23 protein-coding genes, 1 tRNA gene and 1 pseudogene are annotated in these 25,313 nt (G+C 68.0%); 11 read left to right on the plus strand and 14 right to left on the minus strand.

The features are described from left to right. Window positions 1-30: 30 nt before the first annotated feature. Genes BRW65_RS00095 through BRW65_RS00110 form a run of 4 tightly spaced genes read right to left on the minus strand, consistent with a single transcriptional unit; the run spans window position 31 to window position 3,663 of the window. Window positions 31-1,464, minus strand: coding sequence for an MCE family protein (locus tag BRW65_RS00095; RefSeq protein WP_432206389.1), 1,434 nt, complete (start codon window positions 1,462-1,464; stop codon window positions 31-33). Window positions 1,465-1,468: 4 nt separating this feature from the next. Next, window positions 1,469-2,326, minus strand: coding sequence for an ABC transporter permease (locus BRW65_RS00100; protein ID WP_073869885.1), 858 nt, complete (start codon window positions 2,324-2,326; stop codon window positions 1,469-1,471). After that, window positions 2,323-3,159, minus strand: a complete 837-nt coding sequence (locus BRW65_RS00105; RefSeq protein WP_084187617.1) for an MlaE family ABC transporter permease — start codon at window positions 3,157-3,159, stop codon at window positions 2,323-2,325. The genes BRW65_RS00100 and BRW65_RS00105 overlap by 4 nt, the downstream gene beginning before the upstream one ends. 9 nt (window positions 3,160-3,168) lie before the next feature. Beyond that, a complete protein-coding gene (locus BRW65_RS00110; RefSeq protein ID WP_139272795.1) occupies window positions 3,169-3,663 on the minus strand; it encodes a hypothetical protein in 495 nt (164 codons plus the stop codon). Between the two features lie 368 nt (window positions 3,664-4,031). Between BRW65_RS00110 and BRW65_RS00115 the strand changes: the two are divergent. Further along, window positions 4,032-5,214, plus strand: a pseudogene (locus BRW65_RS00115) (IS481 family transposase). A gap of 44 nt (window positions 5,215-5,258) precedes the next feature. Here the strand turns inward: BRW65_RS00115 and BRW65_RS00120 are convergent. From BRW65_RS00120 to BRW65_RS00140, 5 genes are all read right to left on the minus strand, one after another. Further along, window positions 5,259-5,331 (minus strand) — tRNA-Ala (locus tag BRW65_RS00120). 50 nt (window positions 5,332-5,381) lie between these two features. Next, entirely contained in the window at window positions 5,382-6,401 is a 1,020-nt protein-coding gene (gene sepX, locus BRW65_RS00125) for a divisome protein SepX/GlpR (RefSeq protein ID WP_073869890.1), read from the minus strand. Between the two features lie 174 nt (window positions 6,402-6,575). Further along, a complete protein-coding gene (locus tag BRW65_RS00130; protein WP_208611742.1) occupies window positions 6,576-7,229 on the minus strand; it encodes a GNAT family N-acetyltransferase in 654 nt (217 codons plus the stop codon). Between the two features lie 21 nt (window positions 7,230-7,250). Continuing rightward, window positions 7,251-8,543, minus strand: a complete 1,293-nt coding sequence (glp, locus tag BRW65_RS00135) for a molybdotransferase-like divisome protein Glp (RefSeq protein WP_073869893.1) — start codon at window positions 8,541-8,543, stop codon at window positions 7,251-7,253. A 112-nt stretch (window positions 8,544-8,655) separates the two neighbouring features. After that, a complete protein-coding gene (locus BRW65_RS00140) occupies window positions 8,656-9,567 on the minus strand; it encodes a UTP--glucose-1-phosphate uridylyltransferase (RefSeq protein WP_073869896.1) in 912 nt (303 codons plus the stop codon). Between the two features lie 76 nt (window positions 9,568-9,643). Here BRW65_RS00140 and BRW65_RS00145 point away from each other — a divergent pair, with 76 nt between their 5' ends. The 4 genes from BRW65_RS00145 (at window position 9,644) to mscL (ending at window position 11,914) form a co-directional block, all read left to right on the plus strand. After that, complete coding sequence (locus BRW65_RS00145; RefSeq protein WP_073869899.1) at window positions 9,644-10,249, plus strand: 5-formyltetrahydrofolate cyclo-ligase; 606 nt, start codon at window positions 9,644-9,646, stop codon at window positions 10,247-10,249. Between the two features lie 70 nt (window positions 10,250-10,319). Then, window positions 10,320-10,655: an FmdB family zinc ribbon protein gene (locus BRW65_RS00150; RefSeq protein ID WP_073869901.1), complete on the plus strand. Its 336-nt coding sequence runs from the start codon at window positions 10,320-10,322 to the stop codon at window positions 10,653-10,655. A 68-nt stretch (window positions 10,656-10,723) separates the two neighbouring features. After that, window positions 10,724-11,389 (plus strand): SAF domain-containing protein, encoded by a 666-nt coding sequence (locus tag BRW65_RS00155; RefSeq protein WP_073869903.1) that lies wholly within the window; start codon window positions 10,724-10,726, stop codon window positions 11,387-11,389. A 66-nt stretch (window positions 11,390-11,455) separates the two neighbouring features. Further along, a complete protein-coding gene (mscL, locus tag BRW65_RS00160; RefSeq protein ID WP_073869905.1) occupies window positions 11,456-11,914 on the plus strand; it encodes a large-conductance mechanosensitive channel protein MscL in 459 nt (152 codons plus the stop codon). 6 nt (window positions 11,915-11,920) lie between these two features. On the opposite strand, the gene BRW65_RS00165 is transcribed toward mscL, so the two are convergent. The 5 genes from BRW65_RS00165 to rpmF all read right to left on the minus strand — a co-directional run bounded on the left by BRW65_RS00165 (window position 11,921) and on the right by rpmF (window position 16,516). Next, window positions 11,921-12,478 carry a MogA/MoaB family molybdenum cofactor biosynthesis protein gene (locus BRW65_RS00165; RefSeq protein WP_073869907.1) on the minus strand — a complete coding sequence of 186 codons (558 nt, stop codon included), beginning with the start codon at window positions 12,476-12,478 and terminating at the stop codon, window positions 11,921-11,923. Beyond that, window positions 12,478-13,944: a S1C family serine protease gene (locus BRW65_RS00170; RefSeq protein ID WP_073869909.1), complete on the minus strand. Its 1,467-nt coding sequence runs from the start codon at window positions 13,942-13,944 to the stop codon at window positions 12,478-12,480. The genes BRW65_RS00165 and BRW65_RS00170 overlap by 1 nt, the downstream gene beginning before the upstream one ends. Before the next feature lie 78 nt (window positions 13,945-14,022). Further along, entirely contained in the window at window positions 14,023-15,570 is a 1,548-nt protein-coding gene (locus tag BRW65_RS00180; RefSeq protein WP_073869911.1) for a HAMP domain-containing sensor histidine kinase, read from the minus strand. A 16-nt stretch (window positions 15,571-15,586) separates the two neighbouring features. Further along, window positions 15,587-16,276, minus strand: coding sequence for a two-component system response regulator MprA (gene mprA, locus BRW65_RS00185; RefSeq protein ID WP_073869913.1), 690 nt, complete (start codon window positions 16,274-16,276; stop codon window positions 15,587-15,589). A gap of 66 nt (window positions 16,277-16,342) precedes the next feature. Beyond that, the gene (rpmF, locus tag BRW65_RS00190) at window positions 16,343-16,516 is read right to left on the minus strand and encodes a 50S ribosomal protein L32 (RefSeq protein WP_007168835.1); all 174 of its coding nucleotides are present in this window, start codon (window positions 16,514-16,516) and stop codon (window positions 16,343-16,345) included. A 289-nt stretch (window positions 16,517-16,805) separates the two neighbouring features. On the opposite strand from rpmF, the gene BRW65_RS00195 reads away from it, so the two are divergent. From BRW65_RS00195 to BRW65_RS00220, 6 genes are read left to right on the plus strand one after another with little or no spacing between them, the layout of a single operon-like run. Further along, entirely contained in the window at window positions 16,806-18,524 is a 1,719-nt protein-coding gene (locus BRW65_RS00195; protein ID WP_073869915.1) for an acyclic terpene utilization AtuA family protein, read from the plus strand. Continuing rightward, entirely contained in the window at window positions 18,521-19,669 is a 1,149-nt protein-coding gene (locus BRW65_RS00200; RefSeq protein ID WP_073869917.1) for an acyl-CoA dehydrogenase family protein, read from the plus strand. Before BRW65_RS00195 ends, BRW65_RS00200 begins: the two co-directional genes overlap by 4 nt. Beyond that, entirely contained in the window at window positions 19,666-21,261 is a 1,596-nt protein-coding gene (locus tag BRW65_RS00205) for an acyl-CoA carboxylase subunit beta (protein WP_073869919.1), read from the plus strand. The genes BRW65_RS00200 and BRW65_RS00205 overlap by 4 nt, the downstream gene beginning before the upstream one ends. Window positions 21,262-21,266: 5 nt before the next feature. Then, complete coding sequence (locus BRW65_RS00210; protein ID WP_073869921.1) at window positions 21,267-23,249, plus strand: acetyl/propionyl/methylcrotonyl-CoA carboxylase subunit alpha; 1,983 nt, start codon at window positions 21,267-21,269, stop codon at window positions 23,247-23,249. Continuing rightward, window positions 23,246-24,412 carry an acyl-CoA dehydrogenase family protein gene (locus BRW65_RS00215; RefSeq protein ID WP_073869923.1) on the plus strand — a complete coding sequence of 389 codons (1,167 nt, stop codon included), beginning with the start codon at window positions 23,246-23,248 and terminating at the stop codon, window positions 24,410-24,412. Before BRW65_RS00210 ends, BRW65_RS00215 begins: the two co-directional genes overlap by 4 nt. Further along, window positions 24,412-25,245, plus strand: a complete 834-nt coding sequence (locus BRW65_RS00220) for an enoyl-CoA hydratase family protein (RefSeq protein WP_073869925.1) — start codon at window positions 24,412-24,414, stop codon at window positions 25,243-25,245. Before BRW65_RS00215 ends, BRW65_RS00220 begins: the two co-directional genes overlap by 1 nt. The last annotated feature ends 68 nt before the right edge of the window (window positions 25,246-25,313 follow it).

Below are 25,313 nucleotides of genomic sequence, written 5' to 3' on the forward strand. Positions count from 1 at the left end.
ATTGTGCTGATCGAGGGTAGGTAGTTCGGGCTAGTGCGTCACGGCGGCGGGGGGGCTCTCCGAAGCCGGTGGTGCGGAGGAGGGTTCGCTAGGCGGGTGTCCCCCGTCGGGCGGGGAGGGAGGCGGGGGAACACCCGGGTACAGGGGGGTGCCGTCAGGTGCGTATTGGGGTGCGCCGTATGGCGGGGCGCCCGGGTACGGGATGGGGCCGGGAGCCGGGCCACCCGGATACCGGATCCTGGGCGGTTCTGGCACGGCCTTCGTCACAGGGAAGTAGTTCGACCATCCGGGGAACCCGATGCCGGGGTTGGGACGGATGTCGAGCCCTGTCCCGTAGCCCGTGTCGGTGACCAGGTAGCGGACTGGCCAGTTTTTGGCGACGTCCGGCAGCGATCCGCAACCTGGCTTCCCGCCGGGGCCGCCCTTGGCGTTGATCACGGGCAGATTGTCGGGGAACTTGTAAGGGTCGTCGCCCAGCATCAGGGCGGCGTCCATGACCAGGGACTTGCCGTTGGCGCCGCCAAGCATCGGCACATGGGATTCAAGCAATTTATCGGCGCCAACGAGCATGCAGGTCAGCTCCGGGTTGTAATCCATCAGCAAGTCTGTTGTCGGCTCCAACAGGTTGATTGCCTTGATGAGGTTGTCCTTTGTTGGTCCGAGTACGTCGATTCCGGCGCGCGACAGCCCCGCCAGGCTGAGTAGCAGTGCGTCAAGCTGAGCCGCCTGCGATGTGACGGTCGCGCTGGTGACAGTGGCTGCGGCCAAGGTGTCGATGATGTGCCGCGCCGCGGCGCTGTATGTGTCGCCCACCGCTGCCACTGCGTGCCAGTCAGCGCGAAACGTCTCCGCGCGCGGATTCAGGGCCTGCAGCACCTCATTGGTGTCGGTGATCGATTGACCGATGCGCTCGCCTTGGCCGCGAACGCCTTCCGCCACTGCGGAGAGCACCGAGTTCAATTTGGCCGGATCGAGCTGTTTGATCAGCGACACAAGGTTCTGAAAGACCGTGTTGACCTCAATGGCGACGTTTTGCGATCGCAGCATCGCCCCGGCAGTCAAGCGCCGCGGGCTGGGATTGTCCGGGTAAACCAGGTCGACGAACTTCGCCCCGAATAGCGATGTCGCCTCGATGCGTGCCCCTACATTGGCCGGAATGTAACGGATTTGATCAGGATCGAGGTCCAGTCGAAGACTGGCGTTGTTTACGCCGCTGGACACCGTCGCGACCTGGCCCACCATGACGCCGCGCATCTTCACCTTGGCGTTGGGCTCCATTACCAGACCCGAACGGTCGGACACCAGCGTCACGGGCACAGTAGGCGTGAAACTGCGGTTGAACGCACCCAACGCCAGTGCCATGCCAGCGACCACCAAGACCACCAGCAGCACGGCTAACCACTCGGCGGGGATACGGTGCGTCCCGGAGCGCCGGCGCCTGGTGCCGCTCATCACCTTATCCATCGCGTTATCCTGCGTAGTTGAAGTTGCCGGTGTGGCCGTAGAGCGCCAGGCTGAACGACATCAGCACCACGGCGCCGGCAACCAACGAAAGCCGGGTCGCCCGGCCAACGGCTCGCCCCACTCCTGCGGGACCTCCCGTGGCCGTGAAGCCGTAATAGCTGTGAACGAGCATCACGATGACGGTCATTAAAGTCACCGTCACAAAGGAGTTGAGCACATCTGCGGGCACGAAGAAGGTGTGGAAGTAGTGGTCGTAGACACCCGTCCCTTGCCCGTAGAGCACAGTGGTGCCAAATCGCGCTGCGAGGTACTCCATCAGCAGCGCAACGCAATACAGGGGTCCAATCACGACGACGCCGGCTGCCACGCGCGTCCCGGCGAGATAGGACACCGAGCGGATCCCCATCACCTCGAGCGCATCGATCTCTTCGTTGATGCGCATGGCGCCCAGCTGCGCGGTGCAGCCGGCGCCGAGCGTCGCGGAAAATGCGACGACAGCTGTGCCCACACTGATCAACCGGGTGTTGATAAATGCCGATGCGAAGCCCGTAAGTGCTTCCGCCCCAATCATCGACAACTGGTTGTAGCCCTGTGTGGCAATGAGGCCCCCGGTGGAGAGATTGAGGAAAGTCACGATTGCGACGGTCCCACCGACCATCGCCAGCGCGCCGGTGCCCAAGCTCATCGATGCGATTTGACGAAGCACTTCGTATCTGTAGTTGACGACCACGTCGATCAGGGAAGAAAGTGTCTGGCCGTAGAAGCGGGTCTGCTCACCGGTCTCTCGCCACCGTTCCCGCGCTGCAGCAGCCCTTCTGTAGATGCGCGGGTACCGCTGCGAAACAACTACTTTCGTGCTCACTTGAGTACCTCATAGCCGATAGCGGTCACCACAACATTGATGACGAGCAAGGCCAGAAACGACAGCACTACGGTCTCGTTGACCGCGTTTCCCACCGCAGCGGGGCCCCGAGTGACGTGTGTGCCTTGATGACACGCGATTAATCCCGCTGTCAGGCCGAACAACGACGCTTTGACGAGATTGACCATTATGTCGCCCGATCCGGTGATCAGGGTCAGGCCGGACGCGAATGCCCCGGGAGTGACGTGCTGAAAAAACACCGAGAACAGGAAGGCGCCGACGAGTCCGGCGATCGTCACCAGCGAGCAGAGCAGCAGCGCAACCGTCGTGGCGGCCAGCACGCGAGGAACCATAAGTGCGCGAACGGGATCAACCCCCATCACGCGCAGTGCATCGATCTCTTCTCGTATGGTGCGCGCACCCAGATCGGCGCACATCGCCGACGCGCCGGCGCCGGCGACGACAATCACCGTCACGAAGGGGCCGAGCTGACCAACCGCACTGACCGAGGCGCCGACGCCGGCCAAGTCTGCCGCGCCAAGCTCGGTCAGCAGCACGTTAATCATGAAGGTTGATGTCACGACATACGGAACCGACAGGACCAGCGCGGTCACCGTCGAAACTCTGGCTACGAATAACGTCTGCTCGAGGAACTCAAGCCAGGGAAACGGCCGCTTGAAAATTGCCACGAAAATATCGAGCGACGTCGCGAAGAACCCGCCGACGTTGCGCAAGGGCTGGAGCCATCCGCCAGGAAACCGCGGCAGCAGGAGCGCCTGGCGGGCCACCTGCCCTGAGGAGGGGCCTGCGTCGTCCACGATGTCCAGCGTCATGCCCCTCACCTAATCCGCGGTGTCCGAAAATGGGTCAATGACCGCCTGCGCGGCGGCAACGCCACCTGCACGGTGACGCTGCGTGAACAGCTTCGCCAGGGTTTCCACCCAACTCATCGCAGTTCCCCGGGAAGTGAACATCGCATGGCCGCAATTCCAGATGCCGGTGCGCTGCTTCACGGTGTCGGTGATATAGCCCACCCAGGTTGTGCGAAGGCCGTGCGCGCCGGCGATCTCAACATCATCGGAGTCAACGGCGATGATGTGGTCACATTCGCCGTGCTGTTCACATTCCACGTCGTGTTCTATTGCGATGCAGTAGGCGGTCGGAAAATCGACGAGAGCTGTCATCGCTTCAACGCGTGGCGGATGTTCTCGACTAGACGCCGAGAGCTGCCGATTACCTCGTCGATCAGCGTGCGCTTGGCTGTATTCGATGACCGGCGCCTCCCCAATGGAGCTTCGCGCCGCGTGCGACTTATCGGTGGTGACGTTGGCGGTCACGTCGCTGCACCCCTTCCATCGGCGTCTTGACTCGGGCTGGCGTACTCGGCTCTTCGCGTGACGGTTGTCGCTTGCGTGCACCCGCTGTGCGGGAGATCACACTAGTCGTCCGGCTGAGTTGACGTCAATGACTAAAACTCATTGACTTCAATTCGATGACCGGTGCCGCTGCCCGGCGTCCGGAGCTAGAAAACCGCGCCGGTGGACACTTGCCGACAGCCTTCGTCCGCCCGGCGGATCATGACCTGGCAGTCGTTGCGTGGTTCCGTTCGTCTGATTTCGGCGATCTAGGTGACACATGAGTCGCGTCATGGGTTACACCTGTGTCGATGCTCGATGAGTCGCGTCATAGGTGACAGTCATGATGGATGTCCAAAGCGCGTGTGGTCGTCCTTGAAGTCACTAGTGGCCATCGGTCAGTGACCGGCGCCGCCCGGGCCTACGGGCTCTCGCGGCAACACATCTATCGACTCCTCGCCCGCTATCGGCGAGGGCGGTTTAGAGGCGGTCGAGCCACGGTCGCGGCGCCCGGCCAGCAATCCCCGCGCCGTGCCCGACGACGTCATCGCCGCGATCGTGTTGCTCCGGGAAAAGTTGTGCGCCGAGGGGCTAGATGCCGGGCCGCTGACCCTGCAGTGGCACCTGGCTCAACAGAACCTGCCCGTGCCGGCCACTTCCACTATCCGGCGCATCCTGCACCACCACGGCTTGATCACCCCACAACCACGCAAACGCCCCAAAAGCTCCTACCACCGCTTTGCTGCCGAGCAACCCAACGAATGCTGGCAATCAGACTTCACCCACTGGGCTTTGGCCGACGGCACCGACGTCGAAATCCTCAACTGGCTCGACGACCACTCCCGCTACTTGCTGGCCTGCACCGCCTACCGGCGCGTCACCGGACCCGACGTCGTGGCCAGCTTCACCGCCACAACCACCCAATACGGCCTACCCGCGACCACACTCACCGACAACGGCGCCGTCTACACATCCCGATTCACCCACGGCCACAACGACTTCGAACGCCTCCTTGCCAGCCTGGGCGTCATCCAGAAAAACGGTCACCCCAACCACCCACAAACCCAAGGCAAAATCGAACGCTTCCACCAAACCCTCAAACGCTGGCTAGCAGCTCGACCCCACCCCGCCACCAACGCCGAACTGCAAACCCTGCTCGACACATTCCGAACCATCTACAACACCCAACGCACCCACCGCGCCCACCCCGGCACCACTACCCCCGAACAGGCCTACCACGCACGACCCAAAGCCCACCCAACAGGCCAAACCAGCCCGCACTTTCGCATCCGCCACGACACCGTCGACCGATTCGGCAAACTCACCCTGCGCCACGCCGGCCGCCTACACCACATCGGCGTCGGCCGAACCCACGCACGCACCCGCGTCCTGATCCTCATCCACGACCTCGACATCCGAATCATCAACGCCGCCACCGGCGAACCCATCCGCCAGCTAACACTGGACCCCACCAGGGACTACCAACCCCGACACACCCCAACCGGCCGCCCAAAGAAAAAGCCCGAACCCTAAACGAGGGTTCGGACCTATTCCGATGTCCTGAGACATCACAATTGTGGAGCTAAGGGGATTCGAACCCCTGACCTACTCGATGCGAACGAGTCGCGCTACCAACTGCGCCATAGCCCCTGATCGCTAGCAGGCTACCAGCCGCGGGTCGAACCGCCGAAATGCGATCGCTACTCGCCGACGGCCCGCGGCAAGTCCCTGGGCCAGCCGTAGTTGCGCATCGGCATCGCGTAGTCCAGGTGCTCGAAGATCGGGTCTTCGTCGTCGATCTCCAGCACCACCGCGCCCGGGCGCCGCAGCCGCGACGGGACCACGTCGTAGTCGCGGTCGTAGGCGTTCTCCACGCCCATACGCGCCCGCGCCATCCGCTGCATCCGGCGGCGACGGACCTTCTCCTCGATGCGGGTCTGGCGCCGAAGATAAGCCAGGTACAGCAGCGTCACGGCAGTGGCGCCGCCGCACGCCCACCAGGCGGTCGGCGAGATCTTGAACGCGGCCGTGGCCGTGCCGACCAGCACGACGGCCATCACCATCAACACGCGCTTGCGGAAGGCGTACTTGCGGGCGCTGACCGCGGCGGCGGTCGTGGTGTCGAAGCGGCGGCGCCGGGAGGCGTTCCGCGGGACCGGCGGCGGCATCTCCTCGTCGCCGGCCTCGGCCTCCGGCTCCAGACCCGACGAGTCCTCGACGTATTCGAAGCCCTCGTCGGCTTCGTCGCCGGCGTGCGCCACCACGTCGGTGTCGGAATCCTCGTCGGCTTCGTCGGCCTCGGGTCCGTCCTCGACGATCGCTTCGACACCGGCCGGCAGCGCCTGGGAATCCTCGACGACATCGACGTCGAGGTAGTCGGGCTCGGTGCGCTCGGGCGTCGCGAGCTTCATAACGACGGGGCGCGCGGCCTGCAGCTCCTCGGTGTCGTGCTCTTCGTCTTTCTCATCCTCGGCGAGGTCGAGCTCGCTGTCGGCGGAGTCTTCCGGCGGCGTCCAGTTGGGATCGCTGCGATGACCCGCGGCCGGACCGCTGCGCTTGATCAAGCGAGAATTCGCGCCACCGTTGAGGACTCGGGTCGCCAGCGCCACGTCGCTGGTGCGGCGCACGGCGTCGCGTTTGCTGACGAGCATGGGCACCAAGACGAACAGCCAGAGCACTACGAGCGAGATCCACAACAGTGACTGCGGAATGCTTGGCATGACGACCTGCTCTCTTCGGTTCCGATCCCGCGAAGCCCATCGGAGGCCAGCGCGGCCGGGTCTAGGTGACCAGGACAATTACACACCTGTAATTTGCCTCCCACAAGCACCATGAGTCACTCGTGTCGCGATAGCCACATACCGGCGCCGGCACGACCGCCACGGGCGGCGCGCTCACACCCAGCTGGCGTGCCCGCCGCGGACCAGGGTCGACGCGACCGATCCCGACACCTCTTCGGCCGTGATGGCCATCAACAAGTGGTCCCGCCAGGCCTTGTCGACCTCCAGGTAGCGCTGCAACAGCCCCTCCTGGCGGAAGCCAACCTTCGCCAGGACGGCGCGGCTGGCGACGTTCTCGGGCCGCACGGTGGCCTCCACGCGGTGCAGCATCACCGGACCGAAGCAGTGGTCCAGGCCCAGCGCCAACGCCGCCGTGGCCACCCCGCCCCCGGTCGCCGAGCGCGGCACCCAGTAGCCGATCCACGCCGACCGCAACGCCCCGTGAGTGACGTTGCCGATGGTCAACTGGCCACAGAACCGCCCGTCGAGCTCGATGACGTAGGGCAGCATGCGGCCCGCCCGGGCCTCGGCACGCAGGCCGGAGCACAGCGCCGGCCACGCGGCGACCGTGTGCCGGGTCGTCCAATCGGTGTCCGCGCTGGGCTCCCACGGCTCGAGGTGGGCGCGGTCCGCCAACCGGATGCGGCTCCATTGGGCGCCGTCGCGCATCCGCACCGCCCGCAGCCGCACCACTCCCGCCGACACCCGCAACGGGCCGACGTCCAGCGGCCAACCCGGGTGACGGGCGTTGGTGCGCAACAGGTTCACGAGCTGGCGGAGTCGTTGCACTTAACCGCGCTGAGCCAGGAAGGCGACATCGACGATTTCGCCGGTGCGGATCTGTTCGGCGCCGCTGGGCACCACCACGAGGCAGTTCGCTTCGGCGAGTGTGGCCAGCAGGTGCGAGGACGCCCCGGGCGGCCCGCCCAGCGCCTGTACCAGATATTCGCCGGTCTCCTGGTCGCGCATCAGCTGGCCGCGCAGGTAGCCCTTGCGCCCGGCGACCGACGTGATCGGCGACAGCGTGCGGGCCTGCACGATCCGGCGCATCGGTTGACGCTTGCCCAGCGAAAGCCGGATCAGCGGCCGCACCATCACCTCGAAGACCACCAGCGCGCTGACGGGGTTGGCGGGCAGCAGAAACGTCGGCACGCCGTCGCGGCCCAACTGACCGAAGCCCTGGACGGATCCGGGGTGCATGGCGACGCGGACGACTTCCATCTCGCCCAGCTCGGAAAGGACCGAGCGCACCGCCTCGGCCGCGGCGCCGCCGACCCCGCCGGCGATCACCACCACTTCGGCGCGGTTGATCTGACCCTCGACGGTGTCGCGGAATTCCTTGGGGTCGTTGCTGACGATGCCGACGCGGTTGACCTCCGCACCGGCATCGCGCGCCGCCGCCGCCAGTGCATAGGAGTTGACGTCGTAGACCTGGCCGTTGCCCGGGGTGCGGGAGATGTCGACCAGTTCACCGCCGACGGCCAATACCGTCACCCTGGGCCGTGGATGCACCAGCACGCGCTCGCGCCCGACCGCCGCGAGCAGCCCGACCTGCGCCGCGCCGATCACCGTGCCGGCGCGCACCGCGACGTCGCCGGGCTGCACGTCGTCGCCGGTGCGGCGCACGTAGGCGCCCGAGGGCGCGCCGCGCAGGATCCGCACCCGCTTGCTCCCGCCGTCGGTCCAGCGCAGCGGGATCACGGCGTCGGCGAGGGTGGGCAGCGGGGCGCCCGTGTGCACGCGGGCGGCCTGGCGAGGTTGCAGGCGGCTGGGCGTGCGCGCGCCGGCCTCGACGGTTCCCATCACCGGCAGGACCAGGCCTTCGCGCCGGTCTTCGTCCAGCTCGGCGTCGCCGGGTGGCTCGGGCAGGCTGTCGGCTCCCACTTCGCCGACGCCGAGCACGTCGACGCTGCGCACCGCGTAGCCGTCGATCGCGGCTTGGTCGAAGCCGGGCATGGGCCGTTCGGTGACCACTTCCTCGGCACACATCAATCCCTGCGCCTCGGCGATGGCCACCCGGATGGGCCGCGGGGCCACCGCGGCAGCGGTTATCCGGGCCTGCTGCTCTTCAACAGAACGCACAGCGCGCCTCTCTGCCCTCTTTGCCCTGGCGGGCTCTGCCCTCTAATGCCCTGGCGGGCACCGCCGCCACTGCCCTGAACGGGCGCCGTGGTGGACCGGGCGTATCGGCCGGCTACTTCTCGGCCAGGCCTAACCGCGCCACCAACCATCGCCGCAAATCCGGGCCGTAGTCGTCACGGTCCAATGCAAAGTCAACCGCAGCCTTGAGGTAGCCGCCGGGATTTCCCAAGTCGTGTCGAGATCCGTGGTGCACGACGACATGCACGGGGTGGCCCTCCGCGATGAGCAAGGCGATCGCATCGGTGAGCTGGACTTCGCCGCCCACCCCGCGGTGGACGCGGCGCAACGCGTCGAAGATGGCGCGGTCGAGCACGTAGCGGCCGGCGGCGGCGAACAGCGATGGGGCGTCCTCGCGCTTGGGCTTCTCCACCATGCCGCTGACCTTCAGCACGTCCGGGTTGTCGTCGCCGGGCACCGGCTCGACGTCGAAAACCCCGTAGGCGCTTACCTCTTCCGGGGCCACCCCGATGGCGCACAACACGGTGCCGCCGTATTGCGCCCGCACCTTCGCCATCGTCTCGAGGACGCCGGTCGGCAGCACCAGATCGTCGGGCAGCAGCACCATCACGGCGTCGTCGTCGGACGTCAGGGCGGGCTCCACGCAGCTTATGGCGTGCCCCAGGCCGAGCGGTTCGGCCTGCACGACGGACTCGACCTTGATTAGCTGTGGCGCGCGCCGCACCTTGTCGAGCATCGCCTTCTTACCGCGCGCCTCGAGCGTTCCTTCGAGGACCAGGTCCTCAACGAAGTGCGCGACGACGCCGTCCTTGCCCTCCGAGGTGATGATCACGAGGCGGTCGGCGCCCGCCTCGGCCGCCTCGGCGGCCACCAGCTCGATGCCGGGGGTGTCGACGACCGGCAGCAGCTCCTTGGGCACCGTTTTCGTCGCGGGCAGGAAGCGGGTACCAAGCCCGGCAGCGGGCACGATCGCCGTGTGTGGGACCACCACTTTTGGGCTTGACATTGTTCACACGATAACCCGATGGGGGTTTGCCGAGTCGATGTGGCGCGGCCAAACATCGGGCTGCCAAGGTTGATGCATGGCGACCACCGGTAAGGCCGCGTTGCGGGCCCAGCTGCAGGCGGCCCGCCGCCGCGTTGCCGATCACGTTCGCGCGGAGGAGTCCCGGATGTTGAGCGGGCGACTGGAAGCCGCGGAAAGCATCCTGAGCAGCGGTGACACCGTGTGCGCGTACGTGCCGGTAGGCGCCGAACCCGGGTCGATAGACATGCTCGACGTGTTGCTACGGCGGTCCGGGCGGGTGCTGCTGCCGGTTGCGCGCACCGACACCGCCGGCGGGGCGCTGCCGTTGCGCTGGGGCGAATACCGGCCCGGCACCCTGACGTCCGCGCGCTGGGGATTGCTGGAGCCGCCGGAGCCGTGGCTCCCGGCTGCTGCCATCGCCGGGGCGAGCCTGATCCTGGTGCCGTCGTTGGCCGTCGACCGTTCCGGCGTCCGGTTGGGCCGCGGTCGCGGGTTCTACGATCGCTCGCTGGGCGACCGGGACCCGCACGCGCGGCTGGTCGCGGTCGTACGCGACGCGGAGTTGGTCGACCACTTGCCCGCCGAGCCGCACGACATTCCGATGACCGACGCCCTGACGCCGCGAGGGGGCCTAGTCGCTCTCAAACTCGGGAATGAGTGACGTCACGTGGCGGTTCTAGCACTTGAGACGTTAGAGTGCTAACAGACTTTGCAATCATCCGGAGGTTTTCGTGCCGACTTACAGCTATCAGTGCACCGAGTGCGACGATCGCTTCGACATCGTGCAGGCCTTCACCGACGACGCGCTGACCACCTGCAAGCGCTGCTCCGGGCGGCTGCGCAAGCGCTTCAACTCCGTCGGCGTGGTGTTCAAGGGCAGCGGCTTCTACCGCACCGACAGCCGCGAGTCCGGCAAGAAGGCCACGAGCTCGACCAACGGGTCCTCGTCGACCGACTCGGGCTCCAACGGAGCGTCAGGCTCCAACGGCGCGTCGAGCGAGAAGTCCGGCTCGAGCGAAAAGTCGACCAGCAATTCCACGGCGTCCACCGCAGCCGCCTCGAGCTAACCGGGTTATCCACAAACGCCGCACCCGACGGCATTCGCCGCGGACAGCGGCGCGCCTAACGTTGCGGTGTGGGCGAGTCCTCGCTGAATCCAGACCTGTTCGGCCGCCTGTTGCTGCTGCGGCCGGATTGGACGCGGACCGTGCTGGCGCGGCGTGTCGCCGCAGGCGGGCTGGTCGCGTTGGCCGGCGTGGCAGCGCTGCGCTCCGACCCGGCCGGTGACTACGCCGAGGTGGTGGTCGCCGCTCACGACCTTCGACCGGGTGCCGCGCTGACAGCGGCCGATGTTCGCCTCGAAAAGCGTTTGGCCGCAACCATTCCCGATGGATCTCTGGCCGACGTGAACGCGGTGACAGCGTCGACGCTGGCCGGTCCGATGCGGCGCGGCGAGGTGCTCACCGATGTCCGGTTGCTCGGCAGCCGGCTGGCCGAGTCGACCGCAGGGCCCGGTGCCCGCATCGTGCCGTTGCGCCTGGCCGACAGTGCCCTGATCGACCTCGTCCGCGTCGGCGACGTCGTCGACGTGCTGGCGACGCCGGCTACGGCGGCGCCGGAGGCGGCCCAGGCCGCGCCCAGGGTGGTAGCCACCGATGCCGTCGTGGTGCTCGTGTCGGCCAAGCCGAAGGTCCAGGCCGCCGACGCCGACCGCGTAGTCTTGGTTGCGCTGCCGGCTCGCGTGGCGAACACGGTGGCGGGGACGGCGCTGGGTCAGGCGGTGACCCTCACCCTGCACTGAGTGCCTCGCCGCTGTTGGCCCCGCAGCTGATAGCAAACTCTGCCCAATCCGAGGAAGGACATCTGAATGTTCAAAGGGTTCAAGGAGTTTCTCTCGCGAGGCAACATCATCGACTTGGCTACCGCGGTGGTCATTGGTACCGCCTTCACCGCGCTGGTCACCCAGTTCACCGACAGCATCATCAAGCCGCTGATCAACCGCGTCGGGGTCAACGAGAAGTCGAACATCGGCATCCTGCGGATCAGCATCGGCGGCGGCCAGACCATCGATCTCAACAACGTGCTGTCGGCCGCTATCAACTTCGTCATCATCGCGGCGGTGGTGTACTTCGTGATCGTGCTGCCGTACACGACGCTGCGCAGGCGCGGCGAGGTCGAGCAGGCCGACGACGCACAAATCGTTCTGTTGAAGGAGATCCGCGACCTGCTCGCGCAGACGAACGGCGACTCGTCCGGTCGACACGGCGGCACCATCACCACGACGCCCCCGCCGGAGCACGGACCGCGCGCCGACGCCGAGGCGTAGGGCCGGTTAAATCTCCAGGCTCGACAGCTGCCCGATGATCTGGGCGGCGAGCGGATTCAGCGTCGCCATCCCGTCGCGCACCGCATAGCGGGAACCGGCCAGGTTGACCACCAGCGTGCTGCCGGAGATGCCGGCGAGACCGCGGGACAACCCGGCGTCGATGATCCCCGCCGACAGCCCGGAGGCACGAATGGCCTCGGCGATGCCGAGGATTTCCCGATCCAGGATTTCGACGGTCGCCTCCGGCGTGACGTCGCGCGGCGTGACTCCGGTGCCGCCGACCGAGACCACCAGGTCCACCCCGCCGATCACCGCGGTGTTGAGCGCGTTGCGGATCTCGACCTCGTCGGCCGCGACCGCGACCACGCCGTCGACGACGAAGCCCGCCTCGGTCAGCAGTTCGGTGACCAACGGCCCGCTGTGGTCCTCATCCCCGTGGGCGGTGCGATCGTCGACCACCACTACCAGGGCCCGGCCAACAACCAACTCCGCACCCGTTTCCATGGGTGCCACCGTATAACCGAGCTCGGACAATCCGGCCGCCGAGGGTTCTTCGACTCGCATTACTGATCCGCCTTCCCCAGAGTCACCGGCACGGTACGGCTGCCACCACCAGCGGGATCCTGGAAGGTCAGCGAAATCTTGTCACCGGGCGCCTTGGACCGCACCGCGGCGACCAAGGCGTCGGCGCTGTTGATCGGGCGGTCGTCCACCTTGGTGACGATCACGTTCTTGGGCACGCCGGCGGTCGAGGCCGCACCGCCCGGCACCACGTCGACGACCTTGGCGCCCGGGGAGCCCTTGTCGTTGGTCACCTGAACGCCGAGGGAGGCGTGGGATGCCTTGCCGCTGCTGATCAGCTCGTCGGCGATGCGCTTGGCCTGATCGACCGGGATTGCGAAACCGAGGCCGATCGAACCGCTCTGGGCGTCCGGCGAGTCCGCGCCCAAGGTGGCGATCGCCGAGTTCACGCCGACCAGCTGGCCGTTCATGTTGACCAACGCGCCACCGGAGTTACCCGGGTTGATGGCGGCGTCGGTCTGGATCGCGTCCAGCACCGTGTTCTGGTTGCCCGACTCACCGGTGGTGGACACCGGCCGGTTCAGCGCGCTGACGATCCCGGTGGTCACGGTGCCGGACAGGCCCAGCGGCGACCCGATGGCCACCACAGGTTGGCCGACGCGCAGATCCGACGAGGAGCCCAGGGAGATGGGGGTCAGGCCGGACATGCCCTGCACGCGGATCACCGCGATGTCGCTGGTGGGGTCGGCACCGACGACCGTGAACGGTGCGGTGCGTCCGTCGGCGAAGGTCACGGTCGTCTTAGGAGCCGGCCCGGCGGGGCCGCCGGGCGGACCGCCGGGGGGCGCACCGGGAACCACGGGCGCCTTCGGCGGCCCCGCGGCCGCCGCGACCACGTGATTGTTGGTCAGGATGAGCCCGTCGGCGGAAAGGATGATGCCGGAGCCCTCCTCGGACTGACGGCCCAGGTCAGTCTCCAGCATCACGACGCTGGGCACCACCTTGGAGGCGACCTGTTCGACGCTGCCCGGCGGCATGTTGGCCGCCGGGACGCTGGGCGCGCCGATGACGGTGTGCCCATTGCTTGTGGTCGTATGTGTGCCCAACTCGACGGCCGTCGCCGCGGCCCCGCCGATACCGGCCGAAACCACCGCGATGGTCAGCGCGCCGACGGCCAAAAGCCCTGCGCGGGAACGCTTCTGGGGACCCTGCGGCATCGGCGGCAGCATGCCGGGAATCGGGCCGGTGCCGGTGGCGCCGGGAATCGGGCCCACCCCGGTTCCGCCGGGTATGCGGCCGGGACCGGTGCCGCCGAACGGGTCGTACGGCTGGCGGAATTGGTTGGTCTGCGGTTGATGCCGCCAGTCGAACTGCTGGCCATACGGTTGCTGATGCCCGTGGCCGTAGGCAGAGGCCCCCGGGTGGCTCGGGGTGGGCGCAGTCTGATTCGGCGCGGGGTGGTACCCCGGCTGCTGCGGCGGTGGCGAATACCTCGGGTCATTCGTCATAGCGCTAGGTCGCTCTTCCTCTATCTCAGTATTCGGCTCGTCGGTTCGACAGGCTCTTCAACAGTAGTAGCTGCACACCTACGTTGCCCGGGCGGACTGAGAGTCCACTGAGATAACGTTCGCGGGTTCCCGAGAGTTCGACTGGCCGGTCACCCGAACCGTCGGTTCGGTGACGGAGTCCTCCCCCGCGCCGCCGGGCGGCGGCGTCGGATACGCCGACGGCGGTATCGGCCGGCCGGGCAGCAGCACGTAGAACGATGTCCCCGGCGGCTGTCCGCCCGGCACCGTGTCCTCGACACGCAGCAATCCACCGTGATTCAGCACGACCTTCTTGACGATCGCCAGCCCGAGGCCGGAACCCGGCATGGCGCGCGCCGTCGTCGACCGGTAGAACCGCTCGAACACCAGCCGCCGCTCATGGGGCGGGATGCCCGGGCCTTGGTCGGAGACCACCAACTCGGCGTGCGACGGGTCGAGTTGCCGCATGGTGATGCCGACGTGACCGCCCGGCGGGCTCCACTTGGCCGCGTTGTCCATCAGGTTCAGCACGGCGCGCGACAGCCCCGCGGCGTCTCCGTACGTCTGCCAGGGGGTCACGTCGACGTCGAAGTGAATGTCGTTGCGGCGCCGCCTGACTCGCTCCAGGCTGCGGTCGATGACCTCGGACATGTCGACCGGTTCGTGCACCACCTGGCCGGCGTCGTCGCGGGTGAGGTCCACGAGATCACCCACCAGGGTGGACAATTCCTCGATCTGCGCCAGCACGTCGGCGCGGAGCTCGACCATTTCCTGCTCGGGCAGCCGCGGCGCCCCCGGCTCCATGGAGGCCATCAGCAGTTCGACGTTGGTGCGCAACGACGTTAGCGGCGTGCGCAATTCGTGCCCCGCGTCGGTGACCAGCCGCGCCTGACGCTCGCGGGACTCGGCCAGAGCCCGCAGCATCAAGTTGAAAGCCTCGGTGAGCCTGGCCAATTCGTCGCTACCGAACACCGGAATCGGCCGCAGGTCGTCGGTGCGCGCAACCCGTTCGGTCGCCTCGGTCAGGCGGGCCACCGGACGCAGGCCCGCCCTGGTGACCATGCCGCCCGCCACCGCGGCGACCGCGACGCCGATGCCGCCGACGATCAGCAACACCCAGCGCAACCTGGTCATCACGGCCTCGGTCGGTTTGAGGCTCTTGGAGATCAGCAGGGAGCAGCCATTGGGCAGGTGAATGGCCAGGACTCGTTGATCGGATGCGGTGCGCCGTGACATGAACAGGTCACCGCGGATCACCGCCTTTTCCGGCGCGCCGACCGGCAGCGTCTGACCCGGCTGTTGGGCCGTGTAGATCGAGTGGCCCGGGTTCACCAGCATCGCGTTGACGTCCGAATAGGCGGTGCCCTCGATGGCCTTGCCGGGGTCCGCGGCCAGTGAGCCGCTGGCGATCAGCAGCTGCGCCCGGCTCTGCAGCTGATTGTCGATATCGCTATACAAAGCAGCCGAAATCACCGCGTAGACGGCGAACGCCATGAGCACGACGACCATGGCCACCATCGACATCGCCAGCAGCATGACGCGCCACCGCAGGGACAACGAGCTGGTGGCGCGCAGCGGCACGCGTTGGGGCCGTTGGTACCTGATCATCGCAGAATTGGACTCGTCACGGCGGCGTCTCCCGGAGGACATAGCCCACGCCGCGCACCGTGTGGATGAGCCGTGGCTCACCGTCGGCCTCGGTCTTGCGGCGCAGATAGCCGACATAGACCTCCAGCGCGTTGCCGGAAGTGGGAAAGTCGAAGCCCCACACCTCTTCCAGGATCCGGCTGCGGGTGAGCACGCGGCGCGGATTGGCGATCAACATTTCCAGCAAGGCGAATTCCGTGCGGGTGAGGCTGATTTGGCGCTGCCCGCGGGTGACTTCGCGGGTCATCGGGTCCAGCGTCAGGTCGGAGAACTTCATGGCCACCGACTCGGCGTCATCGTCGTCCGGCTTGGTCCGGCGCAGCAGCGCCCGCATCCGGGCCAACAGTTCTTCGAGCGCGAACGGCTTCGGGAGGTAGTCATCCGCGCCGGCGTCGAGCCCGGCGACCCGCTCGGAGACCGAGTCACGGGCGGTGAGCACCAGGATCGGCAGGTCGTCGCCGGTGCTGCGGAGCTGACGGCAGACCTCGAGCCCGTCCAGCCGCGGCATCATCACGTCCAGCACGAGCGCGTCGGGCCGGTCGCTGGCGATCATCTCGAGCGCCTCCAGCCCGTCGTGGGCCAACTCGACCGAGTAGCCATTGAAGGAAAGCGATCGGCGCAGCGACTCACGCACTGCGCGATCGTCGTCGACGACCAGTATCCGCACGGGCCTAGTGTCGTCCCGACGCCTGAGAGCGGGCTGAGAGGCGCGCCGGGTATTTGCCGAGATTAACTAACGCCGGTCCAGGTCGATGAGACCGAGCCGGGCCGCCTTGAGCAGCCGGCGGGGCACCTTGTGCTTCTGGCCGGCGACCGTCACACCGACGAGCTCGGTCTTGGTGGCCTTCCACTGCGCGCGACGGCTACGGGTGTTCGCGCGCGACATCCTGCGCTTGGGTACGGCCATGGTCGGGCCTAACTCCTCGGGTCGGGGGCTTGTCGCGCGGCGTGGCCGGTGCGGCCGAACGTGCGACGATTGCTACCAGGATAGTCGGTGGCCTGCCGGGCACCAAAACGAAGCCGTCAGGCGCCGAGATTGCCGTGACGGCCGTGGTCCGGGCGCCGTCGACGGCCGTGGCGGCAATCTCGACACGGGAGCCGGGGGGCGTCCTTGACGGGGCACCGGCGCGACCCGCTAACCTACCGGTTGGTTGGTTGGTTTGCGCTCACCGGTGAATCGCAGATTGGAGGACGGCATGGCCTCAGCTCCTGGTCGCGACGCGGTCCGGATAGCGAACTGCTCCGGGTTCTACGGCGACCGGCTGTCGGCGATGCGCGAGATGCTCACCGGCGGCTCCAATGACCCGGTGGACTACCTCACCGGTGACTACCTGGCCGAGCTGACCATGTTGATCCTCGGCCGCGACCGCATGAAGCATCCCGAGCGCGGCTACGCCAAGACGTTTCTGACCCAGCTCGAGGACTGTCTCGGCGAGGCCTGCGACCGGGGCGTGCGCATCGTCGCCAACGCCGGCGGCCTCAACCCGGCGGGGCTGGCCGACGCGATACGCGCCCTGGCCGAGCGCCTCGCCATCCCGGCCCGCGTCGCCCACGTTGAAGGCGACGACCTGCTGGCCCGCGCCGCCGACCTCGGCCTGGGCAGCCCGCTGACCGCGAACGCCTACCTCGGCGCCTGGGGCATTGTCGACTGCCTGGCCGACGGCGCCGACGTGGTCGTCACCGGCCGGGTCACCGACGCCTCGGTGATCGTGGGAGCCGCCGCCGCGCACTTCGGCTGGGGCCGCACCGACTACGACCAGCTGGCCGGCGCCGTGGTCGCCGGTCACGTCATCGAGTGCGGCGTGCAGGCCACCGGCGGCAACTACTCCTTCTTCACGGAGGTACCCGACCTGACCCACGCCGGCTTCCCGATGGCCGAGGTGCACGCCGACGGTTCATCGGTGATCACCAAGCACGCCGGCACTGGCGGCCTGGTGAGCGTCGACACCGTCACCGCGCAGCTGCTGTACGAAATCACCGGAGCCCGCTACGCCAACCCCGACGTCACGGCCCGGATGGACACCATCGAGCTGTCCCCCGACGGCCCCGACCGGGTGCGCATCGGCGGGGTGCGAGGCGAGGCGCCGCCGCCCACCTACAAGGTGTCGCTGAACAGCATCGGCGGATTCCGCAACTCCATGACCTTCGTGCTGACCGGTTTGGACATCGAGGCCAAGGCCGACTTGGTGCGCCGGCAGCTGGAGGCCGCGCTGACCGTCAAGCCCGCGGAGCTGCAGTGGTCGCTGGCCCGCACCGACCACCCCGACGCCGACACCGAGGAAGCCGCCAGCGCGCTGCTGCACTGCGTGGTTCGCGACCCCGACCCTGCCAACGTCGGGCGCCAGTTCTCTTCGGCCGCGGTGGAATTGGCGCTCGCCAGCTATCCGGGCTTTCACGTGACCGCCCCGCCGGGTGATGGTCAGGTCTACGGCGTCTTCACCGCCGGCTACGTCGACGCCACGGAGGTGCCCCACGTCGCGGTGCACGCCGACGGCACCAGGGTCGAGATCCCCTGCGCTACAGACACTTTGGAACTGGCACCCGCCGAGCCCGCACCCCTGCCGGAGCCGCTGCCCGATGGCCCGACGCGCCGGATGCCGCTGGGCCGCATCGCCGGGGCCCGCAGCGGCGACAAGGGCGGGTCGGCCAACGTCGGGGTCTGGGTCCGCACCGACGAGCAATGGCGGTGGCTGGCCAACACGCTGACCGTCGAGCTGCTCAAGGAGCTGCTGCCCGAAGCCGCGGAGTTAGCCGTCACCCGCCACGTATTGCCGAACCTGCGCGCGGTCAACTTCGTCATCGACGGCATCCTGGGCCAGGGCGTCGCCTACCAGGCCCGGTTCGATCCGCAGGCCAAGGGTTTGGGCGAATGGCTGCGCGGCCGGCACGTCGACATCCCCGAAAGGTTGTTATGAATCTTTGGACGACGCCCGAGCGCGAAGCGCTGCGAAAGACGGTGCGCTCCTTCACCGAACGCGAAATCCTGCCGCACGCCGACGAGTGGGAGCGCGTCGGCGAGCTGCCGCGCGAGCTGCACCGGCGCGCCGGGGCGGCCGGGCTGCTGGGTGCGAACTTTCCCGAGGCGGTCGGCGGAGGCGGCGGCGACGGCGCCGACGCGGTGATCATCTGCGAAGAGGTGCATCAGACCGGCGCCCCCGGAGGGGTGTTCGCGTCGCTGTTCACCTGCGGCATCGCGGTGCCGCACATGATCGCCTCCGGCGATCAGCGGCTGATCGAGGAGTTCGTCCGGCCGACGCTCGCCGGTGACAAGATCGGGGCGCTGGCGATCACCGAGCCCGGCGGCGGTTCGGACGTCGGGCACCTGAGAACCACGGCGGTGCGGGACGGCGATCACTACGTGGTCAACGGCGCCAAGACCTACATCACCTCCGGCGTTCGCGCCGACTACGTCGTCGCCGCGGTGCGCACGGGCGGACCCGGGGCGGCGGGCGTTTCGCTGCTGGTGATCGAAAAAGGCACACCGGGTTTCGAGGTGAGCCGCAAGCTGGCCAAGATGGGCTGGCGGTCCTCCGACACCGCCGAGCTGTCCTTCATCGACGCCCGGGTACCGGCGGCCAACCTCGTCGGCGCCGAGAACAGCGGGTTCCTGCAGATCGCACGGGCCTTCGTCGCGGAGCGGATCGGCCTTGCCGCGCAGGCGTATTCGAGCGCCCAGCGATGCCTGGACCTGACTGTGCAGTGGTGCCGCGACCGGGAGACCTTCGGCAGGCCGCTGATCTCGCGGCAGTCGGTACAGAACACGCTGGCCGAGATGGCCCGGCGCATCGACGTAGCCCGGGTCTATTCCCGTCACGTGGTGGAGCGCCAGCTGGCCGGCGAAACCAACCTGATCGCCGAGGTGTGTTTCGCCAAGAACACCGCCGTCGAGGCCGGCGAATGGGTGGCGAACCAGGCCGTCCAGCTGTTCGGCGGCATGGGCTACATGGCCGAATCCGAAGTCGAACGCCAATACCGCGACATGCGGATCCTCGGCATCGGTGGCGGCACCACCGAGATCCTGACCTCACTGGCCGCGAAAACGCTTGGATATCAGTCATGACCGTCCTACAGTCGACGCTCGACGCGACATCCGCCGCCTACACCGACGCCGCGTCGACGGCGGCCTCGCGGCTCGAGGAGATCGATGGCGAGCTCGCCAAAGCGCTTGCGGGCGGCGGCCCCAAGTACGTCGAGCGCCACCACGGCCGCGGCAAGCTGACCGCCCGGGAACGCATCGAGCTGCTCGTCGACCCCGACTCCCCGTTCCTCGAGCTCAGCCCGCTGGCGGCCTACGGCAGCGCGTTCACCGTCGGCGCCAGCACCGTCACCGGCATCGGGGTGGTGTCCGGCGTGGAATGCCTGATCGTCGCCAACGACCCGACCGTCAAGGGCGGTACCAGCAATCCCTGGACGCTGAAGAAGATCCTGCGGGCCAATCAGATCGCATTCGAAAACCGGCTGCCCGTCATCTCGCTGGTGGAATCCGGCGGGGCGGACCTGCCGACGCAGAAAGAGATCTTCATCCCAGGCGGGCGGATGTTCCGCGACCTCACCCGCCTGTCGGCGGCCGGCATCCCCACCATCGCCCTGGTTTTCGGCAACTCCACCGCCGGCGGCGCCTACATTCCCGGCATGTCCGACCACGTGGTGATGATCAAGGAACGTTCCAAGGTGTTTCTGGCCGGTCCCCCGTTGGTCAAGATGGCCACCGGCGAGGAGTCCGACGACGAGTCGCTGGGCGGCGCCGAAATGCATTCCCGCGTATCCGGTTTGGGCGACTACTTCGCGGTCGACGAGCTCGACGCCATCCGTATCGGGCGCCGCATCGTCGCCAGGCTGAACTGGCGCAAAGAGGGGCCCGCGCCCGGCCCGGTCGTCGATCCGCTGTTCGACGCCGAGGAGCTGATCGGCATTGTGCCCGCGGATCTGCGCGTCCCGTTCGACCCGCGTGAGGTGATCGCCCGCATCGTCGACGGCTCCGAATTCGACGAATTCAAGGCCATGTACGGGTCGTCGCTGGTGACCGGGTGGGCTCGGCTGCACGGCTACCCGCTGGGCATCCTGGCCAACGCGCGCGGCGTGCTGTTCAGCGAGGAGTCACAGAAGGCGACCCAATTCATCCAGCTGGCCAATCGCTCCAACACCCCGCTGCTGTTCCTGCACAACACCACCGGCTACATGGTGGGCAAGGACTACGAAGAGGGCGGGATGATCAAGCACGGCTCGATGATGATCAACGCGGTCTCCAACTCGACCGTCCCGCACATCTCGCTGTTGATCGGCGCCTCCTATGGCGCCGGCCACTACGGCATGTGCGGCCGCGCCTACGACCCCCGGTTCCTGTTCGCCTGGCCCAGCGCCAAATCCGCGGTGATGGGCGGCGCTCAGCTTGCGGGCGTCTTGTCGATCGTGGCCCGGGCCGCCGCCGAAGCCCGCGGCCAGCAGGTCGACGAAGAGGCCGACGCCGCGATGCGGGCCGCCGTCGAGGGACAGATCGAGGCCGAGTCGCTGCCGCTGGTCCTGTCCGGGATGCTCTACGACGACGGGGTCATCGACCCGCGCGACACCCGCACCGTCTTGGGAATGTGTCTGTCCGCCATCGCCAATGGCCCGATCAAGGGGACGTCGAACTTCGGCGTCTTCCGGATGTGAGCCCCATGGTTACTCGAGTGCTAGTCGCCAACAGGGCCGAGATCGCCCGACGGGTCTTCGCCACCTGCCGGCGGCTTGGCCTGGGCACCGTCGCCGTCTACACCGACCCGGACGCCGCCGCGCCCCACGTCGCGGAGGCAGACGCCAGCGTGCGGCTGCCCAACACCAACGACTACCTCAACGCCGAGGCGATCATTGCGGCCGCCCGCGCCGCGGGTGCCGACGCGGTGCACCCCGGGTACGGGTTCCTCTCGGAAAACGCCGATTTCGCGGCGGCCGTGCAGGGCGCGGGCCTGACATGGATCGGGCCGCCGGTGGACGCGGCGCGGGCGATGGGTTCCAAGATCGAATCCAAGAAGCTGATGGCCGCCGCCGGTGTTCCGGTGCTCGACGAGCTCGACCCGGAGACGGTAACTCAGGCGCAGCTTCCGGTGCTGGTGAAGGCCTCCGCCGGCGGCGGAGGCCGGGGAATGCGGGTGGTGCGCGAATTGTCCGCGCTCGCCGGCGAAGTGGAAGCGGCCCGCCGGGAGGCGCAGTCCGCGTTCGGCGACGCGACGGTGTTCTGCGAGCGCTATCTGCCCACCGGGCACCACATCGAAGTTCAGGTCATGGCCGACACCCACGGCACGGTCTGGGCCGTCGGGGAACGCGAATGCTCCATTCAGCGCCGACACCAGAAGATCATCGAGGAGGCCCCCTCCCCCTTGGTCGAGCGCACACCGGGCATGCGGGCCAAACTGTTCGACGCGGCCCGGCTTGCCGCCGAGGCGATCGGCTACACGGGCGCCGGGACCGTCGAATTCCTCGCCGACGACAACGGCGAGTTCTACTTTCTGGAGATGAACACCCGGCTGCAGGTCGAGCACCCGGTGACCGAGGAAACCACCGGACTCGACCTCGTGGAATGGCAGATCGCCGTCGCCGACGGTGACCGGCTCGACGCCGAACCACCCGCCGCGCACGGACATTCGATCGAGGCCCGCCTCTACGCGGAGGATCCCGCGCAGGGCTGGCAACCGCAGGCCGGCCGCGTGCACCGCTTCGAGGTGCCCGCGGTCCAGTCGCAATTCCGCACGCTGGGGCGCCGGACCGGCATCCGGCTCGACTCGGGCATCGTCGCCGGATCCACGGTGTCCATTCACTACGACCCGATGCTGGCCAAGGTCATCTCGTACGCGCCGACGCGCCGGCAGGCGGCGCTGGTACTCGCCGACGCGCTCGCCCGCACCCGGCTGCACGGCCTGCGCACCAACCGCGAGCTGCTGGTCAACGTGTTGCGCCACCCCGCTTTTCTCGACGGCGCCACCGACACCGCGTTTTTCGACACGCACGGCCTGCAGGAGCTGACGGCGCCCCTGGCCGACGGCACCACCGTCCGGTTGTCGGCGATCGCCGCCGCGCTCGCCGACGCCGCGCACAACCGCGCGTCCGCACCCGTCCTGGGATCGCTACCCAGCGGCTGGCGCAACCTGCCCTCCGGCTACCAGTCGAAGAGCTACCGCGACGCCGACGGCGGCGAGCACCGGGTCGAATATCGTTTCGGCAGAACGGGATTGCTGTTGGCAGACGACGAGCCGGTCCGGCTGGTCTCCGCCGCACCGGACGAGGTCGTGCTGGCCGACGGCTCCGGCGTGGGGTGCGGCTTCACGGTCGCGCGACACGGCGGGGAGGTCTACATCGACTCAGCACGCGGACCCGTCCATCTGGTCGCGCTGCCCCGCTTCCCGGAGCCGGGCTCGGCCGTCGAACAGGGTTCGCTGGTTGCGCCCATGCCCGGCAACGTAATCCGGGTCGGGGCCGCGGTCGGCGACACCGTGGACGCCGGGCAGCCATTGATCTGGCTCGAGGCCATGAAGATGGAACACACCATCACCGCGCCGACCGAGGGCGTGCTCGTCGAACTCAACGTCAAGACCGGCCAGCAAGTCGAAGTGGGCGCCGTCCTGGCAAGAGTGGAAGCGCCGCAAGCAGAAGGAGATCCAGCATGACCGACACCAGCTTCATCGAGAGCGAGGAGCGGAAGGCACTGCGTAAGTCGGTGTCCGCGTGGGCCGCCGGCTACGGCAGCGAGTACTACCTGAGAAAGGCCCGCGCCCAGGAACACACCGACGAATTGTGGTCGGAGGCGGGCAAGCTCGGCTTCCTCGGGGTGAACCTGCCCGAGGAGTACGGCGGCGGCGGCGCGGGCATGTACGAGCTCTCGCTGGTGATGGAGGAGATGGCGGCGGCGGGTAGCGCGCTGCTGCTGATGGTGGTCTCGCCGGCCATCAACGGCACCATCATCAGCAAGTTCGGCACCGAGGAGCAGAAGAAACGCTGGATTCCCGGCATCGCCGACGGCACCCTGACGATGGCCTTCGCGATCACCGAGCCCGACGCGGGCTCCAACTCCCACAAGATCACCACGACCGCCCGCCGCGACGGCAGCGACTGGATTCTCAAGGGCCAGAAGGTCTACATTTCCGGCATCGACCAGGCGCAGGCCGTCCTGGTGGTGGGCCGCACCGAGGAGGCCAAAACCGGCAAGCTGCGCCCGGCCCTGTTCGTGGTGCCCACCGATGCCCCCGGATTGACTTATACGCCAATCGAAATGGAGCTGATCAGCCCCGAACGGCAGTTCCAGGTCTTCCTTGACGATGTCCGGCTGCCGGCCGACGCGCTGGTGGGTTCCGAGGACGCCGCGATCGCCCAGCTGTTCGCGGGCCTGAACCCCGAGCGGATCATGGGCGCCGCCAGCTCGGTCGGAATGGGACGGTTCGCTCTGGACAAGGCCGCCGATTACGTCAAAACCCGCCAGGTATGGGGCACGCCGATCGGCTCGCACCAGGGACTCTCGCATCCGTTGGCGCAGTGCCACATCGAGGTGCAACTGGCCAAGCTAATGATGCAGAAGGCCGCCACGCTGTATGACAGCGGTGACGACGCGGGCGCGGCGGAGGCCGCCAACATGGCCAAATACGCGGCCGCCGAGGCGGCCACGCGCTCGGTCGACCAAGCCGTGCAGTCGATGGGCGGCAACGGGCTGACCAAGGAATACGGGGTGGCCGCCATGCTCGCCTCGGCCAGACTCGGGCGGATCGCCCCCGTCAGCCGGGAGATGGTGCTCAACTTCGTGGCGCAGACGTCGCTGGGCCTGCCCCGGTCGTACTGATGGAAACGCCGGTCGACTACGCCGGTCCGGCCGATACCGCCGGGCCGTTCGCGCGGCTCACGCTGAACTCGCCCGACAACCGCAACGCGCTGTCGACCGCGCTCGTCGAGCAGCTGCATCGGGGCCTGCGTGACGCCGCCGCGGACTCGAGAGTGCGTGCGGTCGTGCTCGGACATACCGGTAACACCTTCTGCGCCGGTGCGGACCTGAGCGAAGCCGGCGCGGGAGACCCTGGTGGCGATCGCGAGCGCGGCGCCGCCGCGGGAGGCGGGCCGCCACCGTCGACATACGACATGGCCGTCGCCCGGGCCCGCGAGATGACCGCGGTGATGCGGGCCATCGTCTCCTCGCCGCTGCCGGTGATCGCGGCCATCAACGGGCACGTCCGCGCCGGCGGGTTCGGGCTCGTCGGCGCGTGCGATATCGCCGTCGCCGGTCCGCGTAGCACCTTCGCCCTGACCGAGGCCCGAATCGGCGTCGCCCCAGCGATCATCTCGCTGACGCTGCTGCCGAGGCTGTCGCCCCGCGCCGCGGCGCGCTACTACCTGACCGGCGAGACATTCGGAGCCGACGAGGCGGCGGCCATCGGGCTCATCACGATGGCCGCCGAGGACGTCGACGCGGCGGTGGCAGCGCTGCTCGCCGACGTGGGCCGCGGTTCGCCCCAGGGGCTTGCCGCCTCCAAGGCGCTGACGACGGCGGCGGTGCTGGACGGCTTCGACCGCGACGCGGAACGCCTCGCCGAAGAATCCGCCCGGCTCTTCGTGTCCGACGAAGCGCGCGAAGGCATGCTGGCGTTCCTGCAAAAGCGCGCCCCGAGCTGGGCAAATTAGCCAGGTGTCAAACAAAAGCCGCGGGCCAACCCTGCCGGCGCGGCGCAAGGTTGCAGTTTGACCAATCG

This window comes from Mycobacterium paraffinicum, from assembly GCF_001907675.1.
Classification (GTDB): domain Bacteria; phylum Actinomycetota; class Actinomycetes; order Mycobacteriales; family Mycobacteriaceae; genus Mycobacterium; species Mycobacterium paraffinicum_A.